General features: G+C 75.7%; 21 protein-coding genes and 1 pseudogene. 5 read left to right on the forward strand and 17 right to left on the reverse strand.

Annotation, left to right across the window (positions count from 1 at the left end; all coding sequences use genetic code 11):
- Positions 1-54: 54 nt before the first annotated feature.
- Positions 55-807 (reverse strand): LamB/YcsF family protein, encoded by a 753-nt coding sequence (locus tag ACYX4T_RS10000; RefSeq protein ID WP_476014376.1) that lies wholly within the window; start codon positions 805-807, stop codon positions 55-57.
- 63 nt (positions 808-870) lie between these two features.
- On the opposite strand from ACYX4T_RS10000, the gene ACYX4T_RS10005 reads away from it, so the two are divergent.
- Positions 871-2,328, forward strand: a complete 1,458-nt coding sequence (locus ACYX4T_RS10005) for an MFS transporter (protein ID WP_476014377.1) — start codon at positions 871-873, stop codon at positions 2,326-2,328.
- Positions 2,329-2,332: 4 nt separating this feature from the next.
- Here the strand turns inward: ACYX4T_RS10005 and ACYX4T_RS10010 are convergent, their stop codons facing one another.
- The gene (locus ACYX4T_RS10010) at positions 2,333-3,430 is read right to left on the reverse strand and encodes an amidohydrolase family protein (RefSeq protein WP_476014378.1); all 1,098 of its coding nucleotides are present in this window, start codon (positions 3,428-3,430) and stop codon (positions 2,333-2,335) included.
- Positions 3,431-3,503: 73 nt separating this feature from the next.
- On the opposite strand from ACYX4T_RS10010, the gene ACYX4T_RS10015 reads away from it, so the two are divergent.
- Complete coding sequence (locus ACYX4T_RS10015) at positions 3,504-3,914, forward strand: MmcQ/YjbR family DNA-binding protein (RefSeq protein ID WP_476014379.1); 411 nt, start codon at positions 3,504-3,506, stop codon at positions 3,912-3,914.
- On the opposite strand, the gene ffh is transcribed toward ACYX4T_RS10015, so the two are convergent.
- From ffh to smc, 8 genes and pseudogenes are all read right to left on the reverse strand, one after another.
- The gene (gene ffh / locus ACYX4T_RS10020) at positions 3,915-5,552 is read right to left on the reverse strand and encodes a signal recognition particle protein (RefSeq protein WP_476014380.1); all 1,638 of its coding nucleotides are present in this window, start codon (positions 5,550-5,552) and stop codon (positions 3,915-3,917) included. It abuts the gene before it with no gap.
- Between the two features lie 146 nt (positions 5,553-5,698).
- The gene (locus ACYX4T_RS10025) at positions 5,699-8,167 is read right to left on the reverse strand and encodes a [protein-PII] uridylyltransferase (RefSeq protein ID WP_476014381.1); all 2,469 of its coding nucleotides are present in this window, start codon (positions 8,165-8,167) and stop codon (positions 5,699-5,701) included.
- A 126-nt stretch (positions 8,168-8,293) separates the two neighbouring features.
- Positions 8,294-8,632, reverse strand: a complete 339-nt coding sequence (locus ACYX4T_RS10030) for a P-II family nitrogen regulator (protein ID WP_133824904.1) — start codon at positions 8,630-8,632, stop codon at positions 8,294-8,296.
- Between the two features lie 5 nt (positions 8,633-8,637).
- Complete coding sequence (locus ACYX4T_RS10035; protein ID WP_476015232.1) at positions 8,638-9,933, reverse strand: ammonium transporter; 1,296 nt, start codon at positions 9,931-9,933, stop codon at positions 8,638-8,640.
- A 250-nt stretch (positions 9,934-10,183) separates the two neighbouring features.
- On the reverse strand, positions 10,184-10,570 hold the full coding sequence (locus ACYX4T_RS10040; protein WP_476014382.1) for a VOC family protein: 387 nt from the start codon (positions 10,568-10,570) through the stop codon (positions 10,184-10,186).
- Between the two features lie 65 nt (positions 10,571-10,635).
- Positions 10,636-11,571: pseudogene (gene ftsY / locus ACYX4T_RS10045) on the reverse strand (signal recognition particle-docking protein FtsY); the annotation flags it as partial.
- A 1,279-nt stretch (positions 11,572-12,850) separates the two neighbouring features.
- A complete protein-coding gene (locus ACYX4T_RS10050) occupies positions 12,851-13,456 on the reverse strand; it encodes a hypothetical protein (protein ID WP_476014383.1) in 606 nt (201 codons plus the stop codon).
- A gap of 146 nt (positions 13,457-13,602) precedes the next feature.
- Complete coding sequence (gene smc / locus ACYX4T_RS10055; RefSeq protein ID WP_476014384.1) at positions 13,603-17,328, reverse strand: chromosome segregation protein SMC; 3,726 nt, start codon at positions 17,326-17,328, stop codon at positions 13,603-13,605.
- A gap of 169 nt (positions 17,329-17,497) precedes the next feature.
- Between smc and ACYX4T_RS10060 the strand changes: the two genes are divergently transcribed.
- Both ACYX4T_RS10060 and ACYX4T_RS10065 read left to right on the forward strand, forming a co-directional pair.
- Positions 17,498-17,947, forward strand: a complete 450-nt coding sequence (locus ACYX4T_RS10060; protein WP_476014385.1) for an SRPBCC family protein — start codon at positions 17,498-17,500, stop codon at positions 17,945-17,947.
- Positions 17,948-18,030: 83 nt separating this feature from the next.
- A complete protein-coding gene (locus ACYX4T_RS10065; RefSeq protein ID WP_476014386.1) occupies positions 18,031-18,243 on the forward strand; it encodes a hypothetical protein in 213 nt (70 codons plus the stop codon).
- Between the two features lie 62 nt (positions 18,244-18,305).
- Here ACYX4T_RS10065 and mutM read toward each other — a convergent pair whose 3' ends face one another.
- From mutM to coaD, 6 genes are all read right to left on the reverse strand, one after another.
- Complete coding sequence (mutM, locus tag ACYX4T_RS10070) at positions 18,306-19,184, reverse strand: bifunctional DNA-formamidopyrimidine glycosylase/DNA-(apurinic or apyrimidinic site) lyase (protein ID WP_476014387.1); 879 nt, start codon at positions 19,182-19,184, stop codon at positions 18,306-18,308.
- Positions 19,177-19,902: a ribonuclease III gene (rnc, locus tag ACYX4T_RS10075; RefSeq protein WP_476014388.1), complete on the reverse strand. Its 726-nt coding sequence runs from the start codon at positions 19,900-19,902 to the stop codon at positions 19,177-19,179. The genes mutM and rnc overlap by 8 nt, the downstream gene beginning before the upstream one ends.
- Before the next feature lie 28 nt (positions 19,903-19,930).
- Positions 19,931-20,113, reverse strand: coding sequence for a 50S ribosomal protein L32 (gene rpmF, locus ACYX4T_RS10080; RefSeq protein ID WP_285649338.1), 183 nt, complete (start codon positions 20,111-20,113; stop codon positions 19,931-19,933).
- Between the two features lie 15 nt (positions 20,114-20,128).
- On the reverse strand, positions 20,129-20,731 hold the full coding sequence (locus ACYX4T_RS10085; protein ID WP_476014389.1) for a YceD family protein: 603 nt from the start codon (positions 20,729-20,731) through the stop codon (positions 20,129-20,131).
- 71 nt (positions 20,732-20,802) lie between these two features.
- Positions 20,803-21,558 carry a DivIVA domain-containing protein gene (locus tag ACYX4T_RS10090; RefSeq protein WP_476014390.1) on the reverse strand — a complete coding sequence of 252 codons (756 nt, stop codon included), beginning with the start codon at positions 21,556-21,558 and terminating at the stop codon, positions 20,803-20,805.
- Positions 21,559-21,627: 69 nt separating this feature from the next.
- Positions 21,628-22,101: a pantetheine-phosphate adenylyltransferase gene (gene coaD / locus ACYX4T_RS10095; protein WP_476014391.1), complete on the reverse strand. Its 474-nt coding sequence runs from the start codon at positions 22,099-22,101 to the stop codon at positions 21,628-21,630.
- Positions 22,102-22,137: 36 nt separating this feature from the next.
- On the opposite strand from coaD, the gene ACYX4T_RS10100 reads away from it, so the two are divergent.
- Positions 22,138-22,800: a GNAT family N-acetyltransferase gene (locus ACYX4T_RS10100; protein WP_476014392.1), complete on the forward strand. Its 663-nt coding sequence runs from the start codon at positions 22,138-22,140 to the stop codon at positions 22,798-22,800.
- Here ACYX4T_RS10100 and ACYX4T_RS10105 read toward each other — a convergent pair.
- A complete protein-coding gene (locus ACYX4T_RS10105) occupies positions 22,790-23,158 on the reverse strand; it encodes a hypothetical protein (RefSeq protein ID WP_476014393.1) in 369 nt (122 codons plus the stop codon). The two genes, ACYX4T_RS10100 and ACYX4T_RS10105, sit on opposite strands and share 11 nt — an antisense overlap.
- Positions 23,159-23,161 lie beyond the last annotated feature (3 nt).

The following is a 23,161-nucleotide window of genomic DNA, read 5'->3' on the forward strand; positions in this document are numbered from 1 at the left end:
CCCGGGACGTCCGGGCGTGCTCACGGCAACTCGTCGATTGTGCCAGACAGGCCCTCAGGTGAAGGGGCCGAGGGTGACCCCGGCGTCGCGGAGGGCCTCGGCGACCCGCCGCGCGGAGTCCACCGCGTCCGGGCTGTCGCCGTGGAGGCACAGCGAGGCGGCCTCGACGGGGATCTCGGTGCCGTCGACGGCCACGAGCACACCGTCGACGGCCAGGCGGCGGGCGCGCTCGACGACCGCGTCGGCGTCGGGCAGCAGGGCGCCGGGCTCGTTGCGGGGCACCAGCGTGCCCTCCGGCGTGTAGCCGCGGTCGCCGAACGCCTCGGCGTAGGTCGTCAGGCCGGCCGCCGCGGCGCGGGCCAGGAACCGCGAGCCGGGCAGGCCGAGCACCGGCAGGCCCGCCTCCCGCGCGGCCGCGACCACCGCGTCGGCCTGGGCGTCGTGGTGCACGACGGCGTTGTAGAGCGCGCCGTGCGGCTTGAGGTAGGCGACCTCACCGCCCGCCCCGCGCGTGAACTCGCGCAGCGCGCCGACCTGGTAGAGCAGGTCCGCGGTCAGCTCGTCGGGGTCGGCGTCGATGAACCGCCGCCCGAAGCCCGCGAGGTCGCGGTAGGACACCTGCGCCCCGACCGCCACCCCCCGCGCCACGGCGCCCGCGCAGACCCGTCGCATCGTCGCCGGGTCGCCGGCGTGGAACCCGCACGCGACGTTCGCTGAGGTCACGACCTCGAGCAACGCGTCGTCGTCGGTCAGCGACCAGGTGCCGAAGCCCTCGGCGAGGTCCGCGTTGAGGTCGAGGCGCGCCACCGTGCCAGCCTAGGACCCGCGGTCCCTTGACCTCGATCGCACTCGAAGGCGCAGGCTGTAGGGGTGAGTGATCCGCGGCCGTCGACGGTCGAGCCCCGCCCCGGCGACGACCCGACACCCGAGCCGGTCGCCCCGGAGCCGCCGGTCCGCGTCGGCCTGCTCCTCGGCGTGCTGCTGGTCGCGGTCGCGACGGCGGTGCTGGCCAACAGCATGGTGCTCGTCCTGGTCCCCGAGATCGGCCGTGACTACGCCGCCTCGCCCGGCGGGCTCGCGTGGGTGGTGACGGCGTTCTCGCTGAGCTTCGCGGTCGCCACGCCGCTCTACGGGCGGATCGCCGACGTGTTCGGGGTGCGGCGGGTGTTCGCGGCCGGGCTCGCGATCTTCATCGTCGGCTCGGTGGTCGCGGGGCTCGCGCCCGCGATCGGCCTGCACCTGGTCGGCCGCGTGCTCCAGGGCCTCGGCAGCGCCGCGGTGCCCGCCCTGGGGTCGGTGGCCGTCGCGCGCTCGCTGCCGCCGGGGCGGCGGGGCTTCGGGTTCGGCATCGTCGGCACCGGCGTCGGGGCGGGGCAGGCGCTCGGGCCGCCGCTCGCGGGGTTCGTCGCCGAGGCCGCCGGCTGGCGCTGGCCGTTCCTCGGCGCCGCGCTGCTCGTCGCTCCCCTGCTGGTCATCGCGCCGCGGGTGCTGCCCGACGGTCGCCCGGACACCCCGGGGTCGTGGCGCCAGGTCGACCTCGTCGGCGGCGTCCTGCTCGGGGGCGCGGTCGGCCTCGGCCTGTTCGGGCTCACGCGCGCCCAGCAGGTCGGGCTCGGCGCGGTCACGTCGTGGGGCGCGCTGGTGGCCGCCGTCGTGCTCGCCGTCGGCTTCACGCTGTGGATCCGCCGCACGCCGCGGCCGTTCGTGCCCCCGGCGCTACTCACCCACGGCCCGTTCGTCACCGCGGTCGCCGTCGGGTTCCTCGCGATGTTCAGCTACCTGGGCACGATCCTGCTGGTGCCGCTGCTCGTCGCGAACGTCAACCGGCTCGGCGTCGGCCAGGTCGGCCTCGTGCTCCTGCCCGGCGCCGTCGCGGTCGCCCTGCTGTCGTCGCTCGCCGGACGGCTCTCCGACCGCCTCGGCCCGCGCACACTCGTCGGCCTCGGCCTCACGCTGCTGCTCCTCGCCGTCGCCACGCTGTCGAGCGCGGCGGGCGGGTCGGCGGTGCTGCTGTCGGCGGTGACGTTCCTCGTCGGTGTCGCGCTCGCGACGATCACCTCGCCCCTGATCAACGCGGTCGCCGCGGCCGTACCCGGCGAGCACGCGGGCGTCGGGCTCGGGCTCTACCAGGGCGCGTTCTTCCTGGGCGGCGGCACGGGCGCGGCGGTGCTCGGGACCGTGCTCGCCGCCCGCACCTCGGGGGGCGCCGGCTCGTGGAACCCGCTGCACGACGGGCCCGGCGCGCCGTTCTCGGACGCGCTGCTGGTCGTGGCGGGCGTGCTGGTCGTGGCCATCGCGCTGTCCCGGCGCCTGCCGCACCGGACGTGACGACTCAGCGCAGCGACGTCCCCGCCCGCAGCACGAGCTCGGGCGCGCGCAGGACGTCGGTGGCGACGCGCGGGTCCTCGGCGGTGACGACCAGGTCGGCGGGCGCGCCGTCGGTGAGGCCGGGGCGGCGCAGCCAGGCCCGGGCGTCGCCGCACGCCGCCGCCAGCGCCCGGGCGGGGCCGAGCCCGACCCCGGCGAGCGCCGCGACCTCGTCGACGATCCGGCCGTGCTCGATGCCCCCGCCCGCGTCGGTGCCGGCGAACACCGGCACGCCGGCCTCGATGGCGGCGGCGATGGTGCGGGGCGCGCGGGCGTAGAGCTCGCGCATGTGGGTGCCGTAGCGGGGGAACTTCTCGCCGGCCGCGTCCGCGAACTCCGGGAAGTTCTCGACGTTGATCAGCGTCGGGACCAGCACCGTGCCCCGCTCGACCATCATCGCGATCGTCTCGTCGGTCAGGCCCGTGCCGTGCTCGATGCCGTCGATGCCCGCGCCGATCAGCCCCGGCAGCGCGTCCTCGCCGAAGACGTGAGCGGTGACCCGCGCACCCTCCGCGTGCGCGGCGTCGATGGCCTCGCGCAGCACGTCGTCGGGCCAGAGCGGCGCGAGGTCGCCCTCGGTGCGCTCGATCCAGTCCCCGACGAGCTTGACCCACGGGTTGGCCTTGGCGGTCTCGGCGACGGCGGCGGGCAGCTCGTCGGGCTCGAGGTCGATCGGCAGCCCGCGGATGTAGCGCTTGGGGCGGGCGAGGTGGCGCCCGGCACGGACGATCTCGGGCATCCGCGGGTCGTCGTCGAGCGGGCGGGTGTCGACGGGGCTGCCGCAGTCGCGGACGAGCAGCGCCCCGGCCGCGGCGTCGGTGTGGCCCTGCTCGCGGGCCGTCTCGAGCTCCACCGCGCCCTCGGGCCCGATACCGACGTGGCAGTGCGCGTCCACCAGGCCGGGGAGGATCCACCCGCCGTCGGCGACGGTCTGCGCGTCGGGCAGCGGGTCGAGGCTGATCCGGCCCTCGGGCGTGACCCACAGCTCGCCGACGCGCTCCCCCTCCGCCGTGCCGTCGAGGAGCACACCGCGCAGGTGCAGGGCCGGGGACGCCGACGTCATGCCGGGCAGGATAACGAGACCACCGCGGCGCCGGCCCGGTGACGACCTCGTCACGCCACCTAGGCTCCGCTGGGTGACCGAGCCCGCCCGCGTCGAGGACGTGCACGCCCTCGCGGCGGCGATGCCCCACGTCACGAGCGTCGAGGGGCCCAAGGGCAACACGGTCTACCAGGTCGGCGGGAAGTCGTTCGTCTTCTTCCGCACGCCCCAGCCCGACGCCCGCGACCCCGGGACCGGCGAGAAGTACCCGGACGTGATCATGTTCTGGGTCGAGTCGGAGGAGGACAAGGACGCCCTCGTCCACGACCCGACCACGCCGTTCTTCACCACGCCGCGCTTCGACGGGCACCTCTCGGTGCGGCTGCGCGCGGCCCACCTCGACCGGCTCTCCCGCGACGAGCTGGCCGAGATCGTGCAGGACGCCTGGCTGTCGCGGGCCTCGAACCGCCGCCGCGAGAAGTGGCTGGCCGAGCAGGAGCGCTGACTACTTGCGCTTCTTCTTGTTGCCCTTCTTGCCCCCGCCGCTGCCACGGGAGCCACCGCCCCCACCGCCCCCGCCGCCCCCGCCGGGGAAGCTCAGCGCGCCGGGGTCGAAGCCCGCGGGCAGCTCGTTCATCCCCGCGAGCGCGGGCGGGAGCTGGTTGAGCCCCGGCGTCTGGTAGCTGCCGACCGACCGCTCGCTCGCCTGCGCGGAGCTCCCGGCGCTCTCCGCCGCGATGCCCGCGATCGCCGGCATCTGCTTCGGGCCCTTGCGGACGTTCTTCGCGGCCTTCGCGGCCTGGCGCTTGCCCTTGCGGCCCCCGCCCATGCCCGGCAGCCCGAACTGGCCGGCCATGTTCTTCATCATCTTGCGGGCCTCGAAGAACCGCTCGACCAGCTGGTTGACGTCGGAGACGCCGACGCCGGAGCCGTTGGCGATGCGCAGGCGGCGCGAGCCGTTGATGATCTTCGGGTCGGCCCGCTCGGCCGGGGTCATGCCGCGGATGATCGCCTGCACGCGGTCGAGGTGCTTCTCGTCGAGGCCCGAGAGCTGGTCCTTCATCTGCGCCGCGCCGGGCAGCATGCCCAGCACGTTGGCGATCGGGCCCATCTTGCGCACGGCCATCATCTGCTCGAGGAAGTCCTCGAGGGTGAGCTCGCCGGAGCCCATCTTGGCCGCGGCGGCCTCGGCCTGGCCCTCCTCGAAGGCCTGCTCGGCCTGCTCGATGAGGGTGAGGACGTCGCCCATGCCGAGGATGCGCGAGGCCATCCGGTCGGGGTGGAAGACGTCGAACTCGTCGAGCTTCTCGCCGTTGGAGGCGAAGAGGATCGGCTCGCCGGTGACCTCACGGACCGACAGCGCGGCGCCGCCGCGGGCGTCGCCGTCGAGCTTGGTGAGCACCACGCCGGAGAAGCCGACGCCGTCGCGGAACGCCTCGGCGGTGACGACGGCGTCCTGACCGACCATCGCGTCGAGCACGAAGAGCGTCTCGTCGGGGCTGACGGCGTCGCGGATGTCCGCGGCCTGGCGCATCAGCTCCTCGTCGACGCCGAGACGGCCCGCGGTGTCGACGACGAGCACGTCGTACTGGCGGCTCTTCGCGTCGGCGACGGCGCGGCGCGCGACGTCCACCGGGTCGCCGACGCCGTTGCCGGGCTCGGGCGCGAACACCTCGACGCCGGCGCGCTCGCCGACGATCTGCAGCTGGTTGACCGCGTTGGGGCGCTGGAGGTCGCAGGCGGCGAGCATCGGGGTGTGGCCCTGGCCCTTGAGCCAGTGCGCGAGCTTGCCCGCGAGGGTCGTCTTGCCCGAGCCCTGGAGGCCGGCGAGCATGATCACCGTCGGCGGGTTCTTGGCGAACCGCAGCCGCCGGGTCTCGCCGCCGAGGATGCCGACGAGCTCCTCGTTGACGATCTTGACGACCTGCTGCGCCGGGTTCAGCGCCTCCGAGACCTCGGCGCCGCGCGCCCGCTCCTTGACCTGCTTGACGAACGCCCGCACCACGGGAAGGGCGACGTCGGCCTCGAGCAGCGCGATACGGATCTCGCGACACGTCGTGTCGATGTCGGTCTCGGAGAGACGGCCCTTGCCGCGCAGGTCGGACAGGACCGACGTGAGGCGGTCGGACAGGGTGTCGAACACGGCGCTCGCTCTCCTTGTTCTCGCCGGCGGCGCGGGGCCCGGGCAGGTGAGGTGGCCCGCCGGGAACGAACCCCCAGCCTAACCGCCGGCCCCGGGCGACCTCGCCGTCCGCCCTCGTGCGGTGCGGGCCGCCGCACCACCGGGTCTCATCCCGCCGACGAGCGCTCCGGGGCCACGAGCCCGGCCTCGGCCGCGGCCAGCACCGCCTCCTCGACGGCCCGGCGGCGCTCGTCGTCGAGGCCCTCGTGCTCGGCGGTCTCCAGGCAGAACGCGTCGAGCACCGAGCTGCCGATGGTCGACACCCGCGCCCACCGCACGTCGAGCTCCTGGGTCTCGAGCGCGGCCGCGACGCGGTGCAGGAGCCCGATCCGGTCAGAGGTGCGCAGCTCGAGCACCACCGCGCCCGTGGCCTCGTCGTCGAACCACACCACGCGGCTCGGGGCGGGCGCGGGGCCGGGACGGTCGTAGTCGCGCTCCTTGGCCTCCAGCCGCGCGGGCAGGTCGAGCGAGCCGCGCAGCACGCGCACGAGGTCCTCGCGCAGCAGCGACGCCTCGGGCAGGCGCCCGAAGCGCGGCGAGACGGTGAACGCGTCGACCGCGACGCCGTCGTGCTCGCCGAGGTCGGCCGTGTGGACCTGCAGCGAGTGCAGCGCCAGCACCCCCGCCGCGCGCGAGAGCAGCCCGGGACGGTCGGGGGCGGCGACGGTCATGGTGATCGTGGTGAGCTCGCCGTCGCCGTCGATCGACACCTCCGGGCGCCCGTTGGCGGCCACCACGCGGGCCAGCGCGAGGGCGTCCTCGGACAGCGGTGACGGCCCGGGCGCCGGGTCGCCGGCCATGACCACGCGGCACCGCCGCACGAGATCGCCCATCAGCGTGGCGCGCCACGGCGTCCACACGCCCGGGCCGGTGCCCAGCGCGTCGGCCTCGGCGAGGGCGTGCAGGAGCTCGAGCAGGATCGGGTCCTCGCCGAGGGTCTCGACGACCCGCTCGACGGTCGCCGGATCCTCGGGGTCGCGGCGCGACGCGGTGTGGGGCAGCAGCAGGTGGTGGCGCACCATCGCCGCGAGCGTGTCCACGTCGGCGGGCCACAGGCCCAGGCGCTTGCCGAGGTGCGCGGCCAGCCGCTCGCCGACCACGGAGTGGTCCTCGTCGCGGCCCTTGCCGATGTCGTGCACCAGCGCGCCGAGCAGCAACAGGTCGGGCCGCGAGACCCGCGTCGTCAGCTCCGCGGCCCGGCGGGTGACCTCGACGAGGTGGCGGTCGACGGTCCAGACGTGCTGGCGGTCGCGCGGGGGCAGGTCGCGCACCGCGCCCCACTCGGGGAACAGCCGCCCCCACAGGCCCGTGCGGTCGAGCGCCTCGACGACGTCGACCATCCCCTCCCCCGCCCCGAGGAGCGCGAGCAGCTCGGACAGGGCGGCCCGCGGCCACGGCTCGCGCAGCTCCGGGGCCGCCTCGGCGAGGCGGTGCAGGGTGCTCGCGGCGATCGGCAGGCGGGTGCGGGCCGCGGTGGCGGCGAGGCGCAGCACCAGGGCGGGGTCGCGCGAGACCTGTGCGTCGCGGGCGAGGACCACCTCGCCGCCGTGCTCGACCACCCCGTCGTCGAGGGGGCGGCGCGCGGGCGCCCGGCGCAGCGCGGCCAGGCCCCGGCGCGGCAGCGCGGAGCGCGCCGAGCGCAGGGCGGTGTCGGTGGCGAAGACGACGGTGCGGGCGGCGCCGGACAGGGCGCGGGCGAGGTCGAAGCGGTCGGTGACGCCGAGGTCGCCCGCGGCGGCGGCCACCACCTCGTGCGCGTCCTCGGCCTGCATGACGTCGCGGGCGCGTCCGGCGCGGCGGTGGAGCTCGACGCGCAGGTCGAGCATGAGGCGGCGGGCGTCCTGGACGTCGACGGTCGGGCGGTCGACGAGCTGGGCCGCGGCCAGGGCGTCGAGGAGCTGCACGTCGCGCAGGCCCCCGTGCCCGTTCTTGAGATCGGGCTCGATGCGGTGGGCGACCTCGCCGGAGCGCGACCAGCGCGCCTCGGTGGCGGCGACGAGGTCGTCGAAGCGGTGGCGGATGCCCGCCCGCCAGGCCTGGCGTGCGGTGGCGGCGAGGCGCTCGGCGAGCTCGGGGTCGCCCGCGAGGTGGCGGACCTCGAGCAGCCCGAGGGCGACGCGCAGGTCGGTGGTGGCGACCTCGATCGCCTCGCCGACGGTCCGCACCGAGTGGTCGAGCCCGATCCCCGCGTCCCACAGCGGGTACCAGAGCGCGTCGGCGACCTGGGAGATCTGCTCCCGCCCGCCGCGGCGCCCCCGCCCGTCGTGCACGAGGACGAGGTCGAGGTCCGAGTACGGCGCGAGCTCCCGGCGGCCGAGCGCACCGACCGCGACCAGCGCCGAGCCCTCCCCCACGCCCACCGCCGCGGCGCGCGAGGAGAGCCAGAAGTCGTGCAGCTCGACCAGCGCCTCGCGCAGCGCCGCCGGACCGAGCCGGCGCGCCCCGGGCGGCGGGTCGAGCAGGGCGGCGCGGGCGCGGACGAGGTCGACGGCGTCGCCGCCCCTCGTCCCCCGCTCGTCGTCGAGGCCGGACGGTCCCCCGTTGGTGCCGCCCCGCCCCGCGTCCGCCACGGCCACGCTGTCCCCTCTCCGGTGGTCCTCCTCGACGACACCACGACGGCGCCGTCCCCGACGACGACGCCGGGTCCCCCGTGCGACAGGGGACCCGGCGTCGTCACGTGCGCAGCCCGTGAGGGCAGGCCCCTAGAGGGCGTCCGCCCCGCGCTCGCCGGTGCGCACCCGCACGACGGTCTCGACCGGGGTCACCCAGACCTTGCCGTCACCGATCTTGCCGGTGCGGGCGGTCTCGGCGATCGCGTCGACGACCTTCTCCGCGGCGGTGTCGTCGGTGACGACCTCGATGCGGACCTTGGGGACGAAGTCCACGGAGTACTCCGCGCCCCGGTAGACCTCGGTGTGGCCCTTCTGGCGGCCGTAGCCCTGGACCTCGCTGACGGTCATGCCCAGGACCCCGAGCTGCTCCAGGGCGCCCTTGACGTCCTCCAGCACGAACGGCTTGATGATCGCCGTCACCATCTTCATCTCGCTCAGCCCTCCTTGCCTGCGGTCGCGGTGACCTGCGTCGGAGCGGACAGCGTCGAGTGCGAGGACCCCAGTCCGCCACCCCCGCTGCGCAGGCTGGAGAAGTCGTACCCGGACTCGGCGTGCTCGCCCTCGTCCACGCCGGCGGCCTCGCTGTCGTCGTCGACCCGCAGACCCATGATCGCCTTGACGATGAAGGCGATGATCGCGGTGACGATGCCCGAGTAGGCGATGACGGCGACGGCGGCGAGCGCCTGGATGCCGAGCTGGCCCCAGCCCCCGCCGTAGAACACGCCGCCCGCCTCGGAGGGGGCGCCGTCCCAGGCGAAGAAGCCGATGAGCAGGGTGCCGACGAGACCGCCGACCAGGTGGACCCCCACGACGTCGAACGAGTCGTCGAAGCCCAGCTTGTACTTCAGGCCGACGCCGTAGGCGCAGGCGATGCCGGCGATGAAGCCGATGGCCATGGCGCCGAGCGGCGTCACCGCGGCACAGGCCGGGGTGATGGCGACGAGGCCCGCGACGATGCCCGAGGCGGCACCCAGCGAGGTGGCCTTGCCGTCGCGGATCTGCTCGATGATCAGCCAGCCGCAGATCGCGGTGCAGGTGGCCACCACGGTGTTGAGGAAGGCGTACGAGGCGGCGTAGCCGGCGACGGCGGCGGAGCCGGCGTTGAAGCCGAACCAGCCGAACCAGAGCATCCCGGCGCCGAGCATGACCAGCGTCAGGTTGTGCGGGCGCATCGCCTCACGCGGCCAGCCGCGACGCTTGCCCAGCACCATGCAGAGCACGAGCGCGGCCGTACCGGCGTTGATGTGGACCGCGGTCCCGCCGGCGAAGTCGACCGCGCCGATGCCGTTGGCGATCCAGCCGGCGTCGAGGTCGAACACCCAGTGGCAGATCGGGAAGTAGACGAGCGTCGCCCACAGCAGGGAGAACACCATCCACGAGTTGAACTTCATGCGGTCCGCGGCGGCGCCGGCGATGAGGCCGACCGTGAGGATCGCGAACATGGCCTGGAAGGCCACGAAGGCGATGTCCGGCAGACCGTCGGTCTGTACCGTCTCGGAGAGCAGGCTCGAGAGCATGAAGTACTGGCCCGGGTTGCCGATGAAGCCGCCCAGGAAGTTGTCGCCGAACGCGACCGAGTAGCCGAAGATCACCCACAGCACGCCCACCGTGGCGAACGTGCTGAAGACCATCATCATCATGTTCAGGACGCTCTTCGAGCGTGCCTGGCCGCCGTAGAACAGCGCCAGGCCCGGCACCATGAGCAGGACCAGCGCGGCGCTGGTCAACATCCAGGCGATTGTTCCGCTGTCGAGTTCCACGGCCAGCAGCATCCTTCCTCGCGGGGGGCGGTTTCGTTGAGCGAGGATGCGCAGGTCGTGTTTCGGGCGGCGTCGCGGTTCGTTTCGTGGCAGTTAACAGCCCGCTCGGCCGTGTCACCATCATGTTTCGCGGGCGGGCATTTCGCCGCGTCCCGCCGCCGGGCGAGACGTGGGTCATGACGCTGCGCGATGACCGGCCTCCCGAACGGCGGAGAGCCTCTCACGCGCCCCCGACGCCGTCGCTGCCGGCGAGCACGAGGCAGAAGGGGTTGCCGTCGGGGTCGAGGAAGACCCGGAACGTCGTCCCCGGCTGCGTCTCCGGCTTGGTCGCCCCGGCCTCGAGCACGGCCGCCTCGCCGATGTCGAGGTCACCGACCTCGAGGTCGAGGTGGAACTGCAGCGCGCCCTCCTCGGGCCACGCCGGGGCGCGCTTGCGCGGCGCGAGCTGGAACGCCAGCGTGGGCGCGCCGCCCGCGTCGAGCTCGACCCAGTCGTCCTCGGAGTCCTCGGCGACGGGGAGTCCGGTCAGCGCCGAGTAGAAGCGGGCGAGCGCGGAGGGGTCCGGGGTGTCGATGGCGGTCAGCTGCAGGCGGGCGATCGCGGTCACGGCACGCAGGCTAGGGGTGGGCACCGACAGCGGCCCTCCGGTTCCCGGCGCGAGGTCGGCGCGGGTCAGCGCAGCAGCGCGTCCACGAACGCCTGGGGTTCGAACGGCGCGAGGTCGTCGGGGCCCTCGCCGAGCCCCACGAGCTTCACCGGCACGCCCAGCTCCCGCTGCACCTGGAAGACGATGCCGCCCTTGGCCGTGCCGTCGAGCTTGGTGAGCACGACGCCGGTGACGTCGACGACCTCGCTGAACACGCGCGCCTGGGTCAGGCCGTTCTGGCCGGTCGTGGCGTCGAGGACCAGCAGGACCTCGTCGACCACGGCCTGGCGCTCGACGACCCGCTTGACCTTGCCGAGCTCGTCCATGAGGCCGGTCTTGGTGTGCAGACGCCCGGCGGTGTCGAGCAGAACGGCGTCGACGCCCGACTCGGTGCCGCGCTTGACCGCGTCGAACGCGACGCTGGCGGGGTCGGCGCCCTCCTTGCCGCGCACGGTCTCGGCGCCGGCGCGCTCGCCCCAGGTGGCCAGCTGCTCGGCGGCGGCCGCGCGGAAGGTGTCCGCGGCGCCCAGGAGCACGACGAAGCCGTCGGCGACGAGGACGCGGGCGAGCTTGCCGGTGGTCGTGGTCTTGCCGGTGCCGTTGACGCCCGCGACGAGCACCACCGCGGGCCGCCCGTCGTGGGCCAGCGCGCGCACCGAGCGCTCCATCTCGGGCCCGAGCTGCTCGACGAGCACCTCGCGCAGCAACTCCCGGGCCTGGTCGGGGGTGCGGACCCCGCGGACCGCGATGCGCTCGCGCAGCTTGGCGACGATCTCCTGCGTGGTCGACGAACCGAGGTCGGCCATCAGCAGCGTGTCCTCGACCTCCTCCCACGAGTCCTCGTCGAGGTCCCCGGCGCCGAGCAGGCCCAGCAGGCCCTGGCCGAGCGTCGACCGCGAGCGGCCCAGCCGGCCCCGCAGGCGCTCGAGCCGCCCCTCGGCCGGCGCGATCTCCTCGGTCGGCGCCGCCGGCGCGACCGTGTCGCCGGTCGGGGGCGGGATGACCTCGGTCGTGTCCTCGGTGGTGATGCCGGGGGTCGGGGTGGTGGTGGGGGTCGGGGTCGTCGGCGCGGGCGGGGCCTCGGCGGCCTCGGGCGGGGCGGTGGCCTGGGGGCCGGCGAGCCCGGGCTCGTCGAGGACGCCGGGGCCGGTGGTGCCGGTCGTCGTGTCGGTGTCGGTCGTCGTGTCGGCGGCGGTGTCGAGGTCCGGGGCCGTCGTCGCGGCGGCGGGCGGGGCGTCGGCGGCCTCGGGGGGCGCCGTCGCCTGCGGGCCGGCGACCTCGGGCTCGGCGACGGGCTCGGTGTCGGTGGTGCGGGTGTCGGTGGCGCGGGTGTCGGCGCGCTCGGTGGTGGTGTCGGCGGTCGGTGTGGTGTCCGTGGTCGGGGTGACCGGCGTCGGGGTCGTCGGGGTCGTCGGGGCCGTCGGCGCGGGCGGCGCGTCGGCGGCCTCGGGAGGCGCGGTGGCCTGGGGGCCGGCGAGCTCGGGCTCCTCGAGGACGCCGGGGCCCGTGGCGGCGGTGTCGGGCGCGCTGTCGGGCGTGGTGTCGGGCGTGGTGTCGGGCGCGGTGTCGGTGTCCGGGGTCGCCGTGGCGGCGGAGTCCGTGGGCGCGGACAGCGGCGGCGCCTCGGCAGCTCCGGGCGGCGCGGTGCCCTGGGGGCCGCCGGCCTCGGGGCGTTCGGCGGGCTCGGTGGGCTCCTCGGGCGGCGGGGCGCCCGGCTCCCGACGGGGTGGCGTGAGCGTCGAGCCGCCCGTCCCCGCGCTGAAGCTGAAGCCGCCGCCGGCCTGGTAGGTGCCCTTCGTCGGCTTGGCCGGCTCCTCCGGCTCGGGCTCGGCGAGCGAGACCTGCCGGCGTCGGCGCAGGTAGAGGCCGACGCCCAGGATGATGAGCAGGACGACGACCACCGCGACGACCACGATCGTGGCGATCAGCCCGGGCGACAGCCCCGCGGACGGAGCCGCGACGGCGAGCGCCGCCTGGTCCGCGGGGGTCAGGTCGAGCGGGGAGGTCAGCGACGAGCTCCGGAACGACACCTGGTCAGTGTCCCAGCCGGGCGGGGTGAGAGCGCGCGGCCGGGGTCGCTCGGCGGCCGGGAGCCGGGTCCGTCCCCGACGCCGACCATGATCGCTCCAGGTGCTCCGCGGACCCGGTGTGAGGAGGTCACGGGAGCACCCGCAGCGATCATGGGCACGCGTCGGTGGACGTGGTGCGCCAGGTGCCCCCTGATCACCCGGCAGCAGGCCGTCAGGCGACGAGCGGGACCAGCGCCGTCACGAGCAGGGCGAGGACCGCGAGCACGGCCGCGCCGCCGACCACCAGCAGCGCCGCGCACAGCGAGAACCCGGCCGTGCGCTGGCGCGACGGACCGAGCGAGCCGGCGAGGCGCGGCAGGGCGGGCGCGCGGTAGAAGACCTCGACGGTGTGGCCCGCCGCCACGGGGACGGCGTCGGCGACGTGGCCCCACGCGCGGCGGCCGGCGCGGCCCTGCTCGACCTCGATCTCCACGAGGTGCCGGCCGGCGGGCAGGTCGATCGGCGTGCGCCCCCAGGCGAAACGCCACGGCAGCCCGTCCACGCTCACCGCGACCCGCCGCGCTCCGAGGTGCGGGGTGAGGCGGCTGTAGGAGCTGTCGATGACCAGGCGGCCCGATGCGACCTCGAGCGCGCGCTCCGGCTCGGGCGCGCGCACGACGGTGCGCAGCGGCACGAGCGGGCCCGACGGCGCGCCGGTCTCGCGCCGGGCGTGGCGTCCGGTGGTCCCGCTCGACGGCACGGGCGCCACGACGCCCGGAGCGGGCGCGGCGGAGGTGGTGGGGGCCGCGTGCACCGGACCGGATCGCACCGCCGTCATGTCCGCTCCCCCCCGGGTCCTCGCAGCGCCCTCACCAGCACGGTAGAGGCGCCGACCGCACGCCGGGAGGCCACGACAGCGTCGTCCTCACCGCTCGAACGATGACCCCGGCGATACTCACAGCAACGTAGCAGCACGCACAGTGATCACGTTGGGGTGGTCTGCGCGAAGGGTCCCGGCGCGTCGCTTCCCCGCAGGCGCTGGGAGATCACGGCGGTGATGCCGTCGCCGCGCATGCTGACGCCGTAGAGGGCGTCGGCGATCTCCATCGTCGGCTTCTGGTGGGTGATGATGACGAGCTGCGAGTTGCGGCGGAGCTCCGCGAGCAGGCCGATGAGGCGTCGGAGGTTGGCGTCGTCGAGGGCCGCCTCGACCTCGTCCATGACGTAGAACGGCGACGGCCGCGCGCGGAAGATCGCGACGAGCATGGCCACGGCCGTCAGCGACTTCTCCCCGCCGGAGAGCAGCGAGAGCCGCTTGACCTTCTTGCCCGGCGGGCGCGCCTCGACCTCGACACCGGTGGCCAGCAGGTCGTCGGGGTCGGTGAGCACCAGCCGGCCGTCGCCGCCGGGGAAGAGCACCGGGAAGACGGCCTCGAACTCGCGGGCGACGTCGGCGAAGGCGGACGCGAAGACCTCGAGGATCGTGGCGTCGACCTGCGAGACCACCTCGAGGAGGTCCTTGCGGCTGTTCTTGACGTCCTCGAGCTGCGTGGACAGGAAGCGGTAGCGCTCCTCGAGCGCCGCGTACTCCTCGAGGGCGAGCGGGTTGACCTTGCCGAGCGTGCCCAGCTCCTTCTCGGCGCGGGCGGCCCGGCGCTGCTGGGTGGCGCGGTCGAACGGCTCGGGCGGGGGCATGACGACCTGCTCGCCGCGCTCGCGGGCCGCCTCGACCTCGGCGACCTCGCCGGCGGGCGGCGGGATCGGCGCGTCCGGCCCGTACTCGCCGACGAGGTCGGAGAGCCCGATGCCGAAGCGCTCGCCGATGCCCGCCTCCATCTGCTGCAGTCGCGTGCGCTGCTCGGCGCGCACGACCTCGTCGCGGTGGACGGCGTCGGTGAGCCGCTCGAGGCTCGCCTGCAGCTCTCGCTGGCGCTCGCGGGCGGTGTCCAGCTCGCCGGCGCGCGCCGTGCGCACGGCGGCCGCGGCGTCGCGGGCCTCGGCCGCCGCCGCGAGGGACGACTCCAGGCGCGCCAGGGCCTCCTGCCCGTGGCGCACGGCCTCCTCGGTGACCGCCGCCGCCCGCGCCCGTGCCTGCGCGCGCTCCTCCGCCCGGGCCCGCGCCTCGCGCTCGCCCTCGGCGCGGCGGCGCAGCCCCTCGGCGCGCCCGGCGACGGCACGCAGCCGCTCCTCGGCCGTACGCAGCGCCAGGCGCGCGTCGACCTCGGCCGCGCGGGAGGCGTTCAGCGCCGCCGAGGCCTCGTCGCGCGCCGCCGCGTACTCGTCGGTCGCGTCGCCCGCCGCGTCGTCGGCGGCCTCGTCCTGCGCCATCGCGAGCCGCTCGGTGAGCTCGTCGAGCTCGTCGCGGCGCTCGTCCCGCGTGCGCTCGACGGCCGCGCGCCGCTCGGTGAGCCGCTGGGCCTCGGCCTCCGCGGCGCGCACGGTCTCGCTCAGGCGCCCGTGGCGACGGGCGGCCTCGGCGCGCGCGGCGTCGTCGGCGGCCCGCCGGGCGTCCGCGGCGCGGCGGGCCTCGGCGTCGGCACGGCGGCGGTCGTCGCGGACCTGGCGGGCCACGCCGACCTCGGCGCGCGCCCCCGACTCGGCCTCCCGGGCGGACTCGAGCGCCTCGTGGGCCTCGCGGACGTGGCGCTCGGCGGCGGCGAGCCGGTCGCCCGCCTCGTCGGCGGCGGCCTGCATCTCGAGCAGGCTCTGGTTGCCCGACGGGCCGCCGGCCGCCCAGTCGGCACCCAGGAGGTCGCCGTCGCGGGTGACGGCGCGCAGGTGCGGGTGGTCGCGCACCACGGCGCGGGCGGCCGCGCGGTCCTCCACCACGACGACGCCGGCCAGGACGCGGGCGACGGCGCCGGCGAGCTCGTCGGGGGCGGCGACGAGGTCCGCGGCCCAGCGGGTGCCCGCCGGCGGCTCGCCCTGCTCCGCGGCAGCGGGGCCGCCCCCGACCAGCAGGCCCGCGCGCCCGCCCTCGGTGTCGTGCAGGCGGTCGAGCGCGTCGGCGGCCGCCTCCGGCCCGCGCACCGCGACGGCGTCGGCGGCCGGCCCGAGCGCGGCGGTGACCGCGTCCTCGTCCCCCGCCCCGACCCGCAGCAGGGCCGCGACCGACCCGAGTACCCCGGACGACGCGTCGGCGGCGGCGAGCAGGGCGCCCGCTCCGTCGCGGCGGGTCAGGCCGAGGGCGAGCGCGTCGGTGCGCGCCTTCCAGTGGGCGCGGTCGCGCTCGGCGTCGCGGTGGGTGGCGCTGGCGGCGTCGACGGCGGCACGGGCGGCCTCGTGGCGCTCGACCGCGGCGTCGAGGGCGGCCTCGGGGTCCGGGGTGTCGGGCCCGGCGTCGTCGGGTGCCTGCTCGACCGGCTCCGCAGACGGTGCGACCGCCGGCTCCGGCCCGGCCTCCTCCTCCACCGCGGCCAGCTCCTCGCGGGCGGTGGCCGCGCGCTCCTGCGCCTCGGTGAGCGACGACGCGAGCTGCTCGAGCTCCTCGACCGACGACGCCAGGCGCCCGCGCAGCGTCTCGACCTGACCCGCGAGCCGCGCCACGCCCTCCCGACGGTCGGCGGCCGCGCGCGTCGCGGCGGCCAGGCGACGCTCGGCGGTGGTGAGGGCGTCCTCGGCGCGCTCGCGGCCCTCGGCGTGCCCCTCGAGCACGGCGCGCGCCTCGGCCGTTTCGGCCTCCAGCGCGGCCTCGTGCTGGGCGGCCTCGCCGGCGCGGCGCTCGAGCTCGTCGGGGTCGGGCCCGGACGGCGCGTCCTCGATCCCGGCGACGTGCCGGTGACGCTCGGCGGCCAGCGCCACGGTGCCGCGCAGGCGCTCCTGCAGCGCCGAGAGCCGGTACCAGCCCTCCTGCGCGCGGGTGTGCGCCGGCGTCGCGGCCTCGACCGCCGCCTCGAGCTCCGCGACCAGCGAGCCCGCCTCGGCCAGCGCCCGCTCGGTCTCGTCGCGACGGCGGCGGGCGGCGTCCTCGTCGGCCTGCTCGCGCTCGATGGTCGTCCGCAGCGTCACGAGGTCGTCGGCGGCGAGGCGCAGCCGGGCGTCGCGCAGGTCGGCCTGGATGGTCTGGGCGCGCCGGGCGATCTCGGCCTGGCGCCCGAGCGGCTTGAGCTGGCGGCGCAGCTCGGTGGTGAGGTCGGACAGGCGCGTGAGGTTCGCCTGCATCGCCTCGAGCTTGCGCAGCGCCTTCTCCTTGCGCTTGCGGTGCTTGAGGACGCCCGCGGCCTCCTCGATGAACGCCCGCCGCTCCTCGGGACGCGACTGCAGGATGGTGTCGAGCTGCCCCTGGCCGACGAGGACGTGCAGCTCGCGGCCGATGCCGGAGTCCGACAGCAGCTCCTGGACGTCGAGCAGGCGGCAGCTCGCGCCGTTGATCTCGTACTCGCCCGCCCCGGAGCGGAAGACCCGCCGGGTGATCGACACCTCGGCGTAGTCGATGGGCAGCGCGCCGTCGGCGTTGTCGATGGTCAGCGTGACCTCGGCGCGGCCCAGCGGGGCACGTCCCGACGTGCCGGCGAAGATGACGTCCTCCATCTTGCCGCCGCGCAGCGCCTTGGCGCCCTGCTCGCCGAGCACCCAGCTGATGGCGTCCACGACGTTGGACTTGCCCGAGCCGTTGGGCCCGACGACGCACGTGATGCCCGGTTCGAAGCGCAGGGTGGTGGTCGACGCGAAGGACTTGAAGCCCTTCAGCGTGAGGCTCTTGAGGTGCACGGCCCGGTCCTCCTCCCCGCCCCGGGTGCGCCAGACGCTACGCGAGCCCCCCGACACCCCTGCGGGCACGGTGAAACGTCGTCCGGATCGGTCGAGCCCGTGGGTCGCGTCGCACGGGTGGGTCGGATCGGGCGGTTTCGGGCTGGTGACAGACCGTCAACCCGCTGGTATGGCTACCGCAACGCACTACCTCGAGGTCAACGCCCCGGCCGCCCAGTGCTACCAGTGGTGGCGGCCGCTGACCCACCTGCCGCAGATCATGGAGGACGTGAAGTCGGTGGAGCCGAAGGATGGTTCGGCCGACGTCACGCACTGGGTCGTGGACGGCCCCCTCGGCAAGTCCGTCGAGTGGGACGCCAAGATCATCGACGAGGAGACCGACCGCAAGATCGCGTGGAAGTCGCTCGAGCAGAGCAACAACCAGGTCGAGACCGGCGGCGCGGTGCGCTTCGACCCGCACGGTGACACCACCGGTGTCGAGGTCAGCCTGCACGTGAACACCCCGGGCGGCGCCGCGGGCGACGCCGTCGCCAAGCTGTTCGCCGACCCGCAGAAGAAGATCGAGAAGGCGCTCGAGGAGTTCAAGCAGCTCATGGAGCGCTCCTCCCAGAACGTCTGAGCACGATCTCGGCACGCTCCCGGGCCCCGTTCCGCCCTCGCGGACGGGGCCCGACGTGTCTCCGGGCCGCTAGGCTGGGCGACGTGACCGAGCCGGGATACACCGAGGACGGCGTGCCCACGTTCGAGCACGTCCGCGAGACCATCGAGCGCCGCTCCGCCACCGCCGCGGGCTACGAGGAGCTCGTCGGGGAGAGCCCCGCGGGTCGGGAGCGCGCGGAGCGCGAGGCCGACCACGACGCCGCGGCCCGCGACAAGCTCGAGGAGATCCGCCGCTCGCTGCGCGGCGAGCAGTAGGGCCTCACCCCGCGCCCACCCCCCTTGGCCGCCGCCGTGCGGTCGTCCCCGGAGCTCGACCCTCAGGGGTGCCGGCGCCGCGGCCGCGGCTGGCAGTGCGGGCACCAGTACGACGACCGGTTCATGAACGGCGCGCGCCGCACGGGCGTGCCGCAGCGCGGGCAGGGCCGGTCCTCCTGCCCGTAGACGGCGAGGGTGCGGTCGAAGTAGCCGGACTCGCCGTGGACGTCGACGTAGAGCGCGTCGAACGAGGTGCCGCCCGCGGCCAGGGCCTCCCCCATCACCGCGGTGGCTGCGGCGAGCACGCGCCGGCCCTCGGGACGCGTCAGCGTCGCCGTCGGCCGCTCGTAGTGGAGCTGCGCGCGCCACAGCGCCTCGTCGGCGTAGATGTTGCCGATGCCCGAGACCAGGGTCTGGTCGAGCAGCGCCCGCTTGAGGCCGGTGCGGCGCCGGCGCAGCCCGGCGACCGCGGCCTCGCCGTCGAACGCGGGGTCGAGGGGGTCGCGGCCGATGTGGACCACCGGCAGGGGCAGCGCCTCCGGGCCCGCGACGTCGACGACGGTCAGCCCGCCGAAGGTGCGCTGGTCGACGAACCGCAGCTCGGGGCCGTCGTCGTCGAAGCGGAGCCGGATGCGCAGGTGCTTCTCGTCGGGGCGCTCGGCCGGCTGGACGAGCAGCTGGCCGCTCATCCCGAGGTGGGCGAGCAACGCGGCCTCGGGGGCGTCGGCGCCGACAGGACCCAGCTCGACCCACAGGTACTTGCCGCGGCGCCGGACGTCGCGCAGCACCCGGCCCGTCAGGCGGGCGACGAGCTCCGGGCCGCCGCCGGGCTGGCGACGCACCGAGCGGGGGTGGAGGACCTCCACCGCGCCCACCCGCCGGCCCAGCACGTGGTCGGCGAGCCCCCGCCGGACGACCTCGACCTCGGGCAGCTCAGGCACTGCCGGACGGCGTCCCGTCGTCCCCTTCGAGGTACTGGTACGCCGCGCGGGCGGCCTTCTGCTCGGCTTCCTTCTTGGTGCGCCCGACCCCGGTGCCGCGCTCCTCGCCGGCGATGACGACCGTCGCCGTGAACTCCTTGAGGTGGTCCGGGCCCTCCTCGGCCATCCGGTACTCGGGCACGCCGAGGTCGCGGGCGGCGGTGAGCTCCTGCAGGCTCGTCTTCCAGTCCAGCCCGGCGCCCAGGAGCGGCGCGGTGCGCAGCAGCTCGCCGAACAGGCGCTCGACCAGCGAGCGCGAGGTCTCGATGCCGTGCTGGAGGTGGACCGCGCCGAGCACGGCCTCGACCGCGTCGCCGAGGATGCTCGGCTTGTCGCGCCCACCCGTGAGCTCCTCGCCGCGCCCGAGGTGCAGGCGGTCGCCGAGACCGAGCTCGCGGGCGACGCCGGCGAGCGCGTGCATGTTGACCACGCTCGCCCGCAGCTTCGCCAGCTGCCCCTCGGGCAGGTCGGGGTGCTCGCGGTAGAGCCGCTCGGTCACGACGACGCCGAGCACGGCGTCACCGAGGAACTCGAGACGCTCGTTGGTCGGCAGGCCGCCGTGCTCGTAGGCGTAGGAGCGGTGGGTCAGGGCGAGCTCGACCAGCTCCTGGTCGAGATCGACCTGCAGGACCTCGCTGAGCGTCGGCTCCTGGGGTGGCTCCACCGGCTCCGCACTCATGGCCGTCACGGTGACGTCCGGTGCGGCCTCAGGCCGGGGTGACGGCGCGGCGGCCGGCGTACTGGCCGCAGTGCGGGCACGCCACGTGCGGCGGCTTCGGCTTCGCGCAGGCCTTGTTCTGGCACGCCACCAGCTGCGGCACCGACGCCTTCCACTGCGAGCGGCGGGCGTGGGTGTTCGCGCGGGACATCCGGCGCTTGGGGACGGCCACGGTGGTTCCTTCTCCTCAGTTCTCGGTGCGGCCGGTGCCGCCGTACTTCTCCTGCAGCGCGGCCCAGCGAGGATCGATTGTCTCACGCGCCTCTCCGGCCGGGACGAAGGCCCATGCCTCCGGGTCCGGGGTCGGCACGCCGGGGCAGTCCTCGCGGCACAGCGGGGTCACCGGCAGCTCGAGCAGGACCGCGTCGCGCACGGCCGGCTCGAGGTCGATGCGCTCGTCGACGATGCGGCTGACCTCGTCCTCGTCGGCCGTGTCGTCGGTGACCGAGTCGGGGTAGGCGTAGAGCTCGGTGAGGTCCACGTCCACGTGGTCGGTGAACGGCTCGAGGCAGCGCGAGCACTCGCCGGTGACGTCGGCCTCGACCGTGCCGGAGGCCAGCACGCCCTCCATGACCGACTCGAGACGCAGGTCGAGGTGGATCGGCTCGCCCACGGGCACGCCGACCATCTCCAGGCCGAAGCCCTCGGGAGCGGGCACGTCGCGGCGCAGCGTCTTCATCTGGCCGGGGCGACGCAGCAGCTCGCGCGCGACGTCGACCACCCAGGGGCTGGTCGCGTCCGGAGTGGCCCGGATGGGGGTCGGCTCGGGGCTCTTCTTCTCGCTCGTCATCTCGCTGCTCGTGACGTGGTGCTCGGAGGCCGCGTGATCACGGCCCGACGAGCCAGTCTACGCGAGCACGATCAGGCGCCGAGACGCTCGGTCCAGCGCCGCCAGCCCTCGCGCGGCGCCTCCTCGCGGGGCTCCGGCTCCTCGTCCCGACGGGGCGGGCCCGCGGCCGCCGGACCGACCGGCGCGCTCATCCGCAGCTGGTGGCGGTGGCGCCCGACGGTGTCGAGCACCGACTCGAGCGTCTCGGAGAAGTCGGCGAGGGTGCCGTCGACGTAGTGGTCGCACTCCGCGCGGCGGCGGTCGGCCTCGTCGGTGGCGGCGTCGACGATCCGCTCGGCCTCGGCCTGCGCCGCGCGCGTCACCTCGTGGGCCTCGACGAGCCGCGCCTGCTCGGCGCGCCCGTCGGCCACCGAGCGCTCGTAGTTCTGTCGGCCGGCCTCGACCATCCGCTCGGCCTCGGCCTCGGCGCGCTCGGTCAGCTCGGCGTACTCGCGACGCCCGCGACCGACGGTGCGCTCCGCCTCGTGCTCGGCCTCGGCGATCATCTGCTGGGCCTGCTCGCGCGCCTCGGCCACGAGGCGGTCGGCCTCCTCGCGGGCCTCGCGGCGCGCGGTCTCGGCCTCCTCGGTCGCGTCGGCGACGATCTTGTCGCGGTGGTCCAGGACGTCCTGGGCGTCGTCGAGCTCACCCGGGATCGCCTCGCGGACGTCGTCGAGGAGCTCCAGCACGTCGCCGCGGGGCACGACGCAGTTGCTGGTCATGGGGAGCCCGCGCGCCTCCTCGCAGAGGGTCACGAGCTCGTCGAGCGCCTCGAACACGCGGTACACGGCGGACAGTGTGCGCCCGGCGATCACCGGGGCCGGGGATTGCGCACGTCCGTCGGCGTGTCGGGGACCTCAGCCGATGCGCTCGCGCAGGCGCCGGTGCACCTCGGGGTGCAGGAAGGCGCTGACGTCCCCGCCGCCGCGCGCGACCTCCTTGACCAGCGAGCTCGAGACGTAGGAGAAGCGGGGGTCGGTGAGGAGGAACGTCGTGTCGACGCCGGTCTGGTGGCGGTTCATCTGCGCCATCGGCTCCTCGAACCCGAAGTCGACCGACGACCGGAGCCCCTTGACCAGCGTCGCCGCGCCGATGCCGCGGCAGTAGTCGACGACGAGGCCGGAGAAGGCGTCGGTGCGGACGTTCGGGACGTCGGCCAGCGCCGCGGCGAGCAGCTCGCGGCGCTCGTCGACGGTGAACAGGCCCTGCTTGTTCGGGTTCACCGCGACCGCGACGACCACCTCGTCGAACAGCGCCGCGGCGCGGGCGACGACGTCGACGTGCCCGAGCGTGACGGGGTCGAACGAGCCGGGGCAGACCGCGATCGCCATGGCGCCTGATCATTCCAGAGCGCGACGATGAGCGGCGTGGACGCCGACCTCCTGCGCGCCGACCTCGCCGCGCTCTACCCGCAGTTCGGGCTGCGGGTGGCCCACGCCGGGACCGTGCTGCTCGGGCCCACCGACGAGGAGCTGCTCGAGCTCGCCGACGTCGTCGCCGAGCCCGGCGGGGTGGTGGAGCCGGGGCGTTCCGGAGAGCTCCTGGGCTGGCCCGAGGACCAGGGTGAGGTCGCAGCCCGCCGGTTCCTCGAGTGGGCGTGGCGGCTGCGGGAGGCGCCGACCCCCGCGCGCTGGCGGGCGCCGCTGGCGATCCTCGACGGGGGCCGGGCGCTGGGGCTGGCGGTGCTGGCGCACGAGCTCGACGACCCTGCGGGGACGGTGCGGACGTCCTCGTGGCTGGCGCGCGCCGAGCAGGGCCGCGGGCTGGGGCGGCGGGTGCGGCTGATGCTGCTGGAGCTGGCGTTCGCGCACCTCGGGGCCCGGCGGGCGGTGACCGGGGCGGCGGAGGGGAACGCGGCGTCGCGAGCCGTGACGGGCCGCCTCGGCTACCGCGAGACCCACCGCGTCACGGGTGGCGACGGCGTCGTCGAGGTCCACGCCGCGATCACGCCGGCGGCCTGGCGACGGCGGCGCCTGTCCGACGTCGACGTCGAGGGCGTGGACGCGTTCCTGGCGCTCGTCACGTCGTGAACGCCGTGACGGTCACCTCGCCGGCCCCGGCGACGGCGGACCGGTACACGATGGCACCGTCGGGGTTCGCCACGCGCTGCTGACCGTCGTCGGGCGGGAGCCCGGAGGCGGCGCGCCACGGGCCGGCGTCGGCCTCGGCGAGGCGGATCGCGAGCACGACGCGGGTGTCGATCCCGCTCTCGGTGTCCAGCCGCGTCACCACCGCGCCCGCGGGCAGCGGGGCGAGCGCGGCGAACCGCAGGGCGCGGTCGACCCGGGCCGGGGTGGGCGGGGCGTCGCGGGGCGGCGGCTCGGTCGTGCACGCCGTCAGGGCGACCAGCAGGGCCGTCAGGAGGACGCGCAGGACGGTCGACCGCACGAC

It is taken from the genome of Actinomycetospora sp. ABD4_176 (genome assembly GCF_056311855.1).

Excerpts from the sequence above, each read along its gene's own strand:
- ACYX4T_RS10085 (WP_476014389.1), bottom strand. The coding sequence starts at position 20,731 with ATGACGAGCGAGAAGAAGAGCCCCGAGCCGACCCCCATCCGGGCCACT.
- rnc (WP_476014388.1), bottom strand. The coding sequence starts at position 19,902 with ATGAGTGCGGAGCCGGTGGAGCCACCCCAGGAGCCGACGCTCAGCGAG.
- ACYX4T_RS10060 (WP_476014385.1), top strand. The coding sequence starts at position 17,498 with ATGGCTACCGCAACGCACTACCTCGAGGTCAACGCCCCGGCCGCCCAG.
- ACYX4T_RS10030 (WP_133824904.1), bottom strand. The coding sequence starts at position 8,632 with ATGAAGATGGTGACGGCGATCATCAAGCCGTTCGTGCTGGAGGACGTC.
- ACYX4T_RS10010 (WP_476014378.1), bottom strand. The coding sequence starts at position 3,430 with ATGACGTCGGCGTCCCCGGCCCTGCACCTGCGCGGTGTGCTCCTCGAC.
- coaD (WP_476014391.1), bottom strand. The coding sequence starts at position 22,101 with ATGGCGATCGCGGTCTGCCCCGGCTCGTTCGACCCCGTCACGCTCGGG.
- ACYX4T_RS10035 (WP_476015232.1), bottom strand. The coding sequence starts at position 9,933 with ATGTTGACCAGCGCCGCGCTGGTCCTGCTCATGGTGCCGGGCCTGGCG.
- ACYX4T_RS10050 (WP_476014383.1), bottom strand. The coding sequence starts at position 13,456 with ATGACGGCGGTGCGATCCGGTCCGGTGCACGCGGCCCCCACCACCTCC.